The organism is Allosalinactinospora lopnorensis, assembly GCF_000981225.1.
Lineage (GTDB): Bacteria > Actinomycetota > Actinomycetes > Streptosporangiales > Streptosporangiaceae > Allosalinactinospora > Allosalinactinospora lopnorensis.
In genome coordinates this window covers 1-9,714 of sequence record NZ_LAJC01000113.1, presented here as the reverse complement: position 1 = coordinate 9,714, position 9,714 = coordinate 1, and the positions used below count along the sequence as shown (strand labels likewise).

General features: G+C 68.9%; 10 protein-coding genes and 2 pseudogenes. 5 read left to right on the top strand and 7 right to left on the bottom strand.

The features are described 5' to 3' along the window. The coding region (locus VS93_RS32180) for a hypothetical protein (protein ID WP_236700720.1) at positions 1-354 on the top strand (354 nt) is incomplete at its 5' end. A 35-nt stretch (positions 355-389) separates the two neighbouring features. On the opposite strand, the gene VS93_RS24890 is transcribed toward VS93_RS32180, so the two are convergent. Next, positions 390-872 (bottom strand): hypothetical protein, encoded by a 483-nt coding sequence (locus VS93_RS24890; protein WP_052745980.1) that lies wholly within the window; start codon positions 870-872, stop codon positions 390-392. A 26-nt stretch (positions 873-898) separates the two neighbouring features. On the opposite strand from VS93_RS24890, the pseudogene VS93_RS24885 reads away from it, so the two are divergent. Further along, a pseudogene (locus VS93_RS24885) lies at positions 899-1,400 on the top strand (transposase); the annotation flags it as partial. Here the strand turns inward: VS93_RS24885 and VS93_RS24880 are convergent. Continuing rightward, positions 1,397-1,615, bottom strand: coding sequence for a helix-hairpin-helix domain-containing protein (locus VS93_RS24880; protein ID WP_046472288.1), 219 nt, complete (start codon positions 1,613-1,615; stop codon positions 1,397-1,399). The pseudogene VS93_RS24885 and the gene VS93_RS24880 overlap by 4 nt on opposite strands. Positions 1,616-2,335: 720 nt before the next feature. On the opposite strand from VS93_RS24880, the gene VS93_RS33595 reads away from it, so the two are divergent. Next, on the top strand, positions 2,336-2,608 hold the full coding sequence (locus tag VS93_RS33595) for a helix-turn-helix domain-containing protein (RefSeq protein ID WP_201776753.1): 273 nt from the start codon (positions 2,336-2,338) through the stop codon (positions 2,606-2,608). A gap of 195 nt (positions 2,609-2,803) precedes the next feature. Here the strand turns inward: VS93_RS33595 and VS93_RS24875 are convergent, their stop codons facing one another. The 4 genes from VS93_RS24875 to VS93_RS33125 form a co-directional block, all read right to left on the bottom strand. Further along, complete coding sequence (locus VS93_RS24875) at positions 2,804-3,628, bottom strand: IPT/TIG domain-containing protein (protein WP_046472287.1); 825 nt, start codon at positions 3,626-3,628, stop codon at positions 2,804-2,806. Between the two features lie 138 nt (positions 3,629-3,766). Next, complete coding sequence (locus VS93_RS24870; protein WP_046472286.1) at positions 3,767-4,501, bottom strand: IPT/TIG domain-containing protein; 735 nt, start codon at positions 4,499-4,501, stop codon at positions 3,767-3,769. A gap of 777 nt (positions 4,502-5,278) precedes the next feature. After that, entirely contained in the window at positions 5,279-6,424 is a 1,146-nt protein-coding gene (locus tag VS93_RS24865; protein WP_338022797.1) for a type VII secretion integral membrane protein EccD, read from the bottom strand. A gap of 32 nt (positions 6,425-6,456) precedes the next feature. Continuing rightward, complete coding sequence (locus VS93_RS33125; protein WP_338022796.1) at positions 6,457-6,609, bottom strand: EsaB/YukD family protein; 153 nt, start codon at positions 6,607-6,609, stop codon at positions 6,457-6,459. A 285-nt stretch (positions 6,610-6,894) separates the two neighbouring features. Between VS93_RS33125 and VS93_RS24855 the strand changes: the two are divergent. Continuing rightward, positions 6,895-8,207: pseudogene (locus tag VS93_RS24855) on the top strand (type VII secretion protein EccC); the annotation flags it as partial. Positions 8,208-8,259: 52 nt separating this feature from the next. After that, positions 8,260-9,090 (top strand): hypothetical protein, encoded by an 831-nt coding sequence (locus VS93_RS24850; RefSeq protein ID WP_156185009.1) that lies wholly within the window; start codon positions 8,260-8,262, stop codon positions 9,088-9,090. A 2-nt stretch (positions 9,091-9,092) separates the two neighbouring features. Here VS93_RS24850 and VS93_RS24845 read toward each other — a convergent pair. After that, the coding region (locus VS93_RS24845) for an MFS transporter (protein WP_046472285.1) at positions 9,093-9,714 on the bottom strand (622 nt) is incomplete at its 5' end.

Below are 9,714 nucleotides of genomic sequence, written 5' to 3'. Positions count from 1 at the left end.
CGCTCCCTCTTCATCGCAATCGCTGCCGCATTCGTATCCGCTTCGGGCTTCGTAGCCGTTCTCTACCTTCTGTTGTCCCCTCCTTTCGGCCTTAAGGCGAATCTCGCTCCGGACGCATCGACGATCGAATGCTCAGCTCCCATCAGCCCGGGACCACCGCGTTTGGGATACGAGGCTTGGGACAGCGACAACGGGGTGATGGGGGAGATGGACCCGGTGAACAACGTCTGCGACGCTCGGCGCTCCGAACGCCTTTCCTGGGCCATCTTGATCGGAATTCCGACAGGTGTCGTAGCTACCGTCACGATCCTGCGCTGGCCGCGGAATCGGACCGAATCCGCGCAGAAAGAGTAGCCGGTACTCTCCGCCGCAGTGGCCAGGGCCCGGAGTTATCGCGGTTTAGATCCATACGGGTTGAGTACGGGTGATTCCGTGGAGGCGGGTACCTTGTCCGGATTCGTATGGGCTCGGCGGCCTGAAGCGAGGTTCTTCCACCCTGCAGCGGCCAGCACCTGGCCGCTGATGTCGGCCACACAGCCCAGCACGCCCGGGGCCGTCTTGGTGCGGCTCCACCGCCTGCCCTCGTTGAAGGTCACGTCCCGCACGTAGTGCGCCCGGTTCTCCACCGTCCAGTGCCCGCGGGCGTGAGCGACCAGCTCGACCGGCCGGACCTGGTAGGCGTCCAGATCGGTGACGGCGAAGATGATCTCGCGGCTGCCCCTGGCCCTGCCGTGCTCGCGGCGGCAGCGCCCGATCCGCACCGCCTGGCGAGCCCCGGGAAAGGCCGGCCCGCTTGCAGCGGTGACCTTGACCGACCGGTGTTCCTGGCGCCCGTGGACGTGCTCGGGCCCCTCGGTGTGGGCGACGGGCACCTGTTTCCAGGGCAGAGCGGCCAGCTGAGAGTAGAGGGTGGGCCGGTTGGCCTTGGCATAGATCAGATAATGTGCTGACCGCGCTGCCCAAGTCCGCTCACCCGGGGGCGAAGAAAGCACTGGCCGAGATCTGGGGTGCGGAGGACAGAGCTCACGCCCGCACCGCGGTCAAAGCGTTCTCAGACACCTACCAGGCCAAGTTTCCCAAGGCTGTCGCTAAGATCACCGACGATCCCGACGGGGTACTCGCCTTCTGCGACTACCCCGACGAGTACTGGGTTCACTTGTGTACCACCAACCCCATTGAGTCGACCTTCGCCACTGTTCGTCACCGGACCAAGGCCACCAAGGGGCCCGGCTCACGAACGGCCGGGATCGGCGATGGCGTTCAAGCGCGTCGAGCCAGCCCAAACCCGCTGGCGAGCGGTCAACGCACCCCACCCCGTCGCCCTCGTCCGTGCGGGCGCGCTGTTCAAGAACGGCAAACTCGTCGAACGCGACGACAAACTATCGGCGCAGGTCGCTTAGGATCCTTTGTAATCGAGGCCTTTCGCAGCCAGCGCGTCGCCGAGGATGGCGATCGCCTTGGGGCCAATGCCGTGGATGGCCAGCAGCTCCTTCTTCGAGCGGTCGGCCACCTGCTGGAGGCTGGTGATGCCGTTGAGGGAGAGCTCGCGGGCGGCGGTCTTGCCAATCTCGTCCGGGAGGTCTCCGACCGGACGTATGTCGGGTGTGGCGGCCATAGCGTGCCTTCCGGTCAGTCCACTGTGCACGCCAGATTAGCGACGACGGGTATTCCGAACAACCGGACGAAACCCTACAAACCGAAGTCGCCCAAAAGATCTTGATCCACAGGGCTTGACAATTGCTCCCTGGAAGCGATGGACGGGCAACAGGTCTCAGAGTTCGACCCCGATGCGGAGGATGTCGAATGGTGGGGGTGACCCACGGAGAGGTGATCGGCGCGAGCTCCGGTGGCATCCGGGCATGGGCCCACCGGGAACATGCCGACGAGGAAGAGCAGCAGGAGCCGTGGGAACCCGGCGAGATGCTGTGGCACGAGCCGCTGGAGCAGGGATGCTCGTGGGACTCCGAAACGGCAGCGGATAACGGGAGTACGATTCTGACCTCCCAGGAACTCGTGGTCGTGTCCTACGCCTGCGGCAGCGACACTGAAGTCAATATGGTCGCGTTCGCTTCAAAAACCGGGTCCGAGGAATGGGCGCGTTCTTGGCAGGAGGGGGACGTTCCATCGCTGGTGCGAGTTGATCAATTCGGGCTACCCAGCAACAAACCGCACGCAGCAAGTCTGATAGCCCAGGGTTCCTTCGGTGCAGACCGTGTTGACATCGATGTTCAAGGAAAGCCGGATACAAGTATGTGGGACAACATCCGAAAGCGGGAGAGCATATTCTCCCTCCGGCTGAAAGCGGACGCGCTGCGCTCGAAAAGGGCCGGCGCCGGTGGAGCGGCTGGAGCGGAAGCCGCGACGCGGCCCGCTCGGGCACGGCTTGGGCGAGGAGTTCCAGGGCTGGACGCTTGCGCGGGTCAAGCCGCTGATCGGGCGGCTGTTCCACATCGGCTACACGATTCAGGGGGTGTGGAAACTGCTGCGCTGGCACGGCTGGTCCGCGCAGGTCTCTGTGCGGCGGTCGAAACCGGGGACGGGTCGGCATCGCCGGAGTGGTCTGCCACCGGGCCGGACACCGCTCCCGCTTCTTCTCCACCCTGCATAGCGGAAACTGAAGAAAGTCCAGTACCGGCCCCATCTGGTCGAGGACCGCCTTCCACCCACCGGCCTGATACGGCAGAGCCGGCCTCCCCCTCCCCCGCGTCCTCCTCGGATGGCACCCGCCCACAGTCACCACCGGAGGCAGGACAGAGCCGATGAGACTTCGGGGGTGCGTGTCGCCTGTCGACGTGGATTCAGGCTAAATCGAAGGCGCGGGAACATAGCGGTAGGGGAGCTGACCGCTCGTTCCTTCGGGGGAGGTGACGGTGATCTGGACGGTGCCTGTGCCGGGAGGAGGGGTGGCGGCGAGCTGCGTGTCCGACAGCACCATGAACGGCGCCAGATCCGCTCCGAACTTGACGCTGGATGTGTAGGTCAACCCGGAGCCGTTGATGGTCACCGGACCGCCGCCTGCTTCGGGGCCTTCGGCGGGAGCCAGTCCGGTGATCCTGGGGGTGGGGAGGTAGGTGATCGGGACGGTGCTGCTGGTTCCTCCCGGGGTGGTGATCGTGACGAACACGCCGCCGGTGCCGGGCGGGACCGTCGCGGTGATCCGGTTGTCGGAATTGACGGTGAACGACACCGCCTGCCTGCCGCCGAAGACGACTTGTGTCGCGCCGGTGAAACCGGTCCCGTGCAGCACGACGGTCGTGTTGCCGACCTCAGGGATCTGCTCAGGCATCGCACTGCTCAGCACGGGAACCGGCAAGGCGGTGAATACGACATTACTGTTGCTGGGTCCTTGGGAGGTCGTGACCACGACTGCGGCCTGCCCCACGGGCAGGGCCGGGGTGGTGGCGGTAATGCGGGTGCTGGAGTTCACGGTGAACGTGGCCGCACGTGTCGCGCCGAAGGTGACGTCGGTTGCTCCGGTGAATCCCATGCCGGTCACGGTCACGCTCGTTCCGCCGGTCGCAGGGCCTTGGGAGAGCAGCACGTCGCTGACCGCGGGAACGGCCGACGGTGTCACCACGGCGGCCGAAGAACCTGAGATATGCGGGTTCCCGTCTTCCTGTTGGACCATCTTCTCGTTCTCCTCAACCCGGGTGCTGCCGAGTCCGTGCTGCTGTGGTGCGCTGATCGATCCGTTCGCGCAGCGGCGATGAAGGCCTTGCGAGGCCCGCCGGAATCTGGAGGGCCCCGCAAGGGCTGCAGCATCCTTCTAGATACCGGGTGCAGCCGTGTAGGCATAGGCCGCGGTCAGGGTGCCGGTGCCACCCGTGGTGGTGACGTCCACATCGACCGTCCCCGTACCCGCGGGTGTCACTGCGGAAACTGACGTGTCCGACAGCACCACGAAGCTGGCGGGTGCACCGTCGAACGTGACCTCGTTGGTGTGGGTCAGGCTGGTCCCAGTGATCGTGACCTGGGTACCTCCGCTCTCCGATCCGCTTGCGGGATCCACGGAAGCCAGCGTCGGCGCTGCGACGTAGCTGAAGGAGAAGCCGTTCGTCGTGCCGCCGGGTGTGGTGACCGTGATCGGAACCGTTCCGGTGCCGGCAGGAGCGGTGACGGTGATCGACCCGGCGGTGTTCGCGGTGATCGTTCCCGCGTTGGCGCCGAAAGTGACACTGGTGGCGTTGGAGAGGTTGGAGCCGCTGATCGTGACCGTGTCGCCGCCGGCTTCGGAACCGGTCAGCGGGGATGCGCCGGATTTTATGGGTGGTTCGATGTAGAAGTAGGGCAACGCATTGCTCGTGCCGGATGGGGTCGTGACATTGACCGGAGCGGCGCCATGCCCGGCCGGGCTGATGACGTCCACCTGGGTCGCGGTGTTGTTGGTGATCGTGGCCGGTTTCGTGCCGAAATGCACCGTAGTGGCATTGGCCAGATTGCTGCCGGTGATGGCCACCGCCGTTCCGCCGGCACTCGGTCCGGTGCTAGGCGTGAGTGGCATTATCGCTCCATTCCAGTCAGGTTATTTACCGGCGCCAGGCGATTCGTTTTCTATTTTCCTCACACCGCCAGAACAATGTGAATACAATCTCGGCCATCATGGCATTGCGAAGAGGTGACACTAATGTGCCTTAACGGCTTTCCGATTTGCCCATAATTCAGAATTTCTCGCATTATGGCGCGAGTGTGTTGATATACAAAACCCAGTGATTCTTAAGGCTTTTGTCGGAGTTACATTCCGGGCTACTCGAATACACGTTCGGCGCTAGCCTCGATCTTTCATGAGGCTCCGTTTGTTTACTCAGGTTGAACTCGTGACGTCCGGTTGGTCGATCGCGTCGTGATCCAAGATCAGGCCGGCGGGTGGAAGGCGGCCCCGACCGGATAGGGCCGACACTGGCAAGCCGTGCCCGAGGGGGCCGCGTCGCGGCTTCCGCTCCAACCGCTCCACCGGCGCCGGCCCTTTTCGAGCGCAGCGCGTCCGCGCCGCCGTGTTGCCACGAGCACCGCCGGCGCCGCACCGACCGCGACGTCACCCGCGGATCCCTGGCTATGGCCCCGGCCTTCTCGCCGCCCGCGAACCGCTCGGCCGCCTCGAAGCGCAGCTACTCCCCGGGCGTCAACCCGCCCCCTCGCGCATACCGCGTGATCCCCTCGTATCCGCAGGGAACAAGGGACCTCACCGGCCTGAGAACACCGCGAACTCAAGCTGAGTGACCGTCGGAGCAGCAAGCGCACCGGCTCGGGAGGAAAGAAAGGGCGAAAACCGGCCCCACCCCTACGCCGTCAGTGCCGCGACCAGGTGGAACAAGCCCATGGCCCAGGCGGTCACCCCGCACAGGGCGATGATGACGACGATCTCGACGGCGTTGAAGGTACGCCTCAGCGACGCGCGGGGGACGTCGGCCAGGCGGACGCCGCTCAGCACCGCCACGGCCGCGCCGGCCGCCAGCACCAGAGCGGGCAGCCACGGGGCGATCGCGGGAAGCAGGGTGATCGAGCCCAGCGCCGCCACGCCCGCGCCGAGCACGCCGCCGAGGCGCAGCGGAAGCACGTGGCTGATCCGGTCGAACAGCCGCGACCGGAAGACCATCAGCAGCGACACCAGCCCGGCGAGCAGTACGTCCGGCAGCCCGCCGCCGACGGCCACCAGCAGCGGCGCGGCGGCGGTCACGCTGACCGCGCAGCCCAGCAGTGTCCCGAGCAGCAGTCGGTCACTGTTGCCCAGGTCCTCCTCGAAGCGCTCGGTGCCGACCTGGCCGACGTGGCGCACCTCGTAGTCCAGTCCGGCGAGCCCGCCCATGGCCAGCGCGACCCGCGGCAGCACGCCGACCCCGAGCACCAGCAGCACGACCGCCGCCCGCACCCCCTGGGCGGCGTCGACGAAGATCCCCACCGCCGCCAGCACGCCCGCGGCCAGGGTGATCGTGCCGATCGTCGCGAGGTAGACCAGCCCCAGCTCGTCGACCATCCAGCCGATGGCGGCGACGAAGAGCGCGGCGACGCACGAGGCCGCCGCGAGCACCAGCGGCTGGGGCTCCCCGCTCAGCAGGTCCACGGTGAGCATCGCGCTGCCGGCGCCCCAGACGCAGGCGGCGACGAGCAGCACGTGACCGATAGTGGCCATGGAGCGCTGTACCGCGTACATGCCGAGGGAGAGCAGCGCGCCGACAGCGGCGACGCTGACGTTGGCCGGAGTGGGCCGCAGGTAGGTCATGACCGCCAGGGCTGCCAGAGGGCCGGTTGCGGCCAGCAGCAGTCCGAAGGCGAAGGTCGTCGACGACCGCCAGATGCGCGCGGTCTCGTCGATCCGGTCCTCGACCGCCCCGCGCACGTCGTCGACGTGGGCAGGGCGGTCCTCCGCGGTCTCGCGGTGCAGCAGCAGCACGTCGCCGTCGACGATCCCCTGGCTCTCCAGGGACACCTCGGGTTGGACGACCTCTCCCCTGCCCGTGGTCAGCGTCCATCCCGCGGGGTCGGTGCCCTCGGTGTCGGGGAACAGACCCAGACCACCTGCGGGAGGATCGTCGCCACCGGGACCGTGCCCGGCAGGGCCAGATCCGCCCAGCGCTGGGGGCCGGTGACCGTCACCCGGCAGTATCCGCTCACGTCCGTTGTTCCTCTTTGACGGGGGTTGTTCGACGGGGGTGGCTTACCGGCGCGGAGCACACGCTCCCGCTGTTGTCGAATTAGCTGAATCCGCCGGTTTACGGGATCATCACCGTAGCAACCTCGCAACGCTTTGTTCTCAGGTGTACGAAAGAGCTCGCCTTGGCGACGACCCTTGTCCACCGACCCGCCCGACACTCCGTCCCCGACCCCGGGACCGACCCCCTGGTCATCGCGCCTCCGCCGCAGCTGCCGGAGAACCCTCCCGCGACCAGCTCGGTTGCGATGATCATCATGCCGGTCATCACGGGGTCAGGGTCGCTGCTGATGACGATCACGCTCGGCCACCGGCCGCTGTACGCCGCGGCCGGGATGCTCGTCATGCTCGTGAGCGTCGCGGTGGGCATCGTGATGTTCGTGGCTCAGCGCAACGGGCCCCGCAAACGCATCCGGGAACAGCGGGAACGCTACCTGGACTACCTCCGACCAGCTCCGCGAGACCGTCCGCGACGTCGCCGCGGTACAGCGCCGGGGCAGCGCCTTCCGGCACCCGGCCCCCCGTCTGCTCGTCGAGCCCGCCCGGCTGCCCGCCCGCCGCTGGGAGCGCCGGGCCACCGACTCCGACTTCCTCGCCCTGCGCGCCGGGATCGGCACCCGGCCGCTCGCCCGGTCGCTGAACCTGAAAGTGGACACCTCCTCCCCGCTGATCGTCTACGACCCGGTGTGTCAGGGCCTCGCCGACCAGATCGTCGAGCTCTACGCCAACGTCCCCGAGGAGCCGCTGGTCGTTCCGCTGCGCGACCTCGGGGTCGTGTCCGTCGTCGGCGACCGGGCCGCCGGCCGCGCACTCGCCCGTTCCCTCATCGCGCAGCTGGTGACGTTCACCGCTCCCGAGGACGTACGGGTCGGCGTGGTCCGCAACGCGCGGCTGCTCCGCGAGTGGGACTGGCTCAAGTGGCTCCGCACAACGGCTTCGAGGAGGCCACCGACGGTCCCCTGCCGGCGCGGCTGGTCGGCGGCACCACCATGGAGATTGCGGATCTGCTGGCCGCCGAGATCGAGCAGCGCACCATCGACCTGCAGCGCCGGCGCGGCCAGCCACCGGGGCCGGGAACGCGGCGCCTGGTCGTGGTGGTCGACGGCGGTTTCAGTCCACACTGTCCGGTCTGGCCGCCGAGCCGCCGGTGAAGTCGCTGGCCGACCTCGGCATCCACCTGATCGTGCTGGTGGGCGAGCGCCGCGAGGAGCCCGAGCACGTGGACATGCGGCTGCGTATCTCCGCCGAGGGGGACCTGGAGGAGGAGACCGACCCCAACGACGGTGCGGACGCCGCCTCGGGCGCCCCTTTGCGGGGCCGGGCCGACCGGGCGAGCGCCGCGCTGCTCACCACCCTGGCCCGTATCCTGGCGCCGCTGCGGCTCGCGGCCACCGACGGCGCCGACGCGCTGCACGCCACCGTCGACCTTCCGGAGATCCTCGGTGTCCCCGATGTCGCCCGGCTGGACACGCGGACCACGTGGCAGCGCCGCAGCGGCGGTGACTTCCTGCGGGTGCCCATCGGCATCGGCCCGTCCGGCAACCTCGTCCTGCTCGACCTGGACGGGCGAGGAGACCGCGGCCGTCGGACTCCCCGAAGGCGCCGTCGACCCGATGGCACCGGGCCTCCCCGTGTACGCGCTGTTCTCCGCCGACTGGCGCCACTTCGCCTATTCCAGCCCGGGGTCGGACGCCGTCGAGCTGGCCGCGCTCGCCGAGGACGGCTCGCGGTACGAAGCGGCCGCCACCCTCGATCCGCCGGCGGGCCAGGAGTGGGGTGATCCCCGCATCGTCGGCGACCGCCTGCCCCTCACCGCCGAGGACGCCGGTGAGGGGCAGGGCGGCGTCCAGGTGCTCTCGGTACCGGTGGACGAGCCCACGGACGCGCCGAACCAGGAGGGGACGCTTCCGCTCGGCGAGAACGGTCGGCCGAGCGACTGGGAGGTGGACCCGGACGGCGAGCTGTACGTGCGGGAGCAGCAGCAGACCGAGCAGGTCAACGGCGGGGGCGGCGACCTGGTCGTGCGCAGGAGCGGCGACAACGTGATGAACGCGACGCTGACCGCGGACGGAGCGCGGTGGCAGGACCTGGACGCCTCCCCGGTCTGGGGCGGGGGCACCACCGTGGTCGGCCCGGTGGACTCCGGGGGTGAGGTCGCAGAGGACCAGGACGGCGCGAACCTCGTCGTGCTCGACGAGACCGGGCAGGGTTTCACGAACACCCGGCTGCTGGAGGGCGGGGGCGGCCCCGTCCTGCAGTGCGCGCCCGCACCCGGGCGCGACCGTCTGCTGCTGCAGGACACGGCCGGCTGGCACCGGGTCGACATCGGCGACGACGGCCCGGGCGAGGCCGAGGAGGTCTTCCCCGCCCCCCGCGACGCCTCGATGGAGGGCTATCCGCTGGTGGTCCGCTGGAGCGAGCCCGCCGCCGAACCGGACGAGTAGGGTCAGCCCCGCGGGCCGATCCTGGCCGCGCCGGCCGCGAGGGCCAGGACACCGCAGGCGAACCACAGGGCCCCGGCGGCCCCCAGCGTGCCCGCCACGGCGCCGGCCCCGGCGGGCAGGGCCACCTGGCCGATGCGGTTGGCCCACAGCCGCAGGGCGAGCGCGGTGCTGCGGGCGTCGGTGGGGACGGCCATGACCACCGTGGTCATGGTCAGCGGTTGGCCGATCCCGAGGAGGAACCCGCCGATCGCGAGGCCGGCGGCCATGACCGCCGGCCCGCTCCAGGGGACCGTGACGAACGCCAGCGCGCCGGCGGCCCCAAGGGCGCTGGCGACGACGAGGGTGCGGCGCGGCCAGCGGGCCAGCAACTGGGACAGCAGCAGGCGGGACAGGATCGAGCAGCCTGCGCGCGCCCCGAGCAGCACGCCCACTGTCGACGGCGCGATCCCCCGGTTCTCCGCGATCAGCGGCAGGTAGGCGGTCAGCAGGTCGACGGAGGACAGCAGCGCCAGGCTGACGAACAGCCCCGACGGCACGCCGGGCCTGCGCAGCAGGCCGCCGAGGGGCGCCCGGAGGGTGTCACCGCGCCGGGGCTGCCGGCCGCCCCGCCCCCGGAGCTCGGCC

Coding starts and splice junctions, on each gene's coding strand:
- VS93_RS24880 (WP_046472288.1), bottom strand. CDS start 1,615: ATGGCCGCCACACCCGACATACGTCCGGTCGGAGACCTCCCGGACGAG.
- VS93_RS24875 (WP_046472287.1), bottom strand. CDS start 3,628: ATGGTCCAACAGGAAGACGGGAACCCGCATATCTCAGGTTCTTCGGCC.
- VS93_RS24870 (WP_046472286.1), bottom strand. CDS start 4,501: ATGCCACTCACGCCTAGCACCGGACCGAGTGCCGGCGGAACGGCGGTG.
- VS93_RS24850 (WP_156185009.1), top strand. CDS start 8,260: ATGGCACCGGGCCTCCCCGTGTACGCGCTGTTCTCCGCCGACTGGCGC.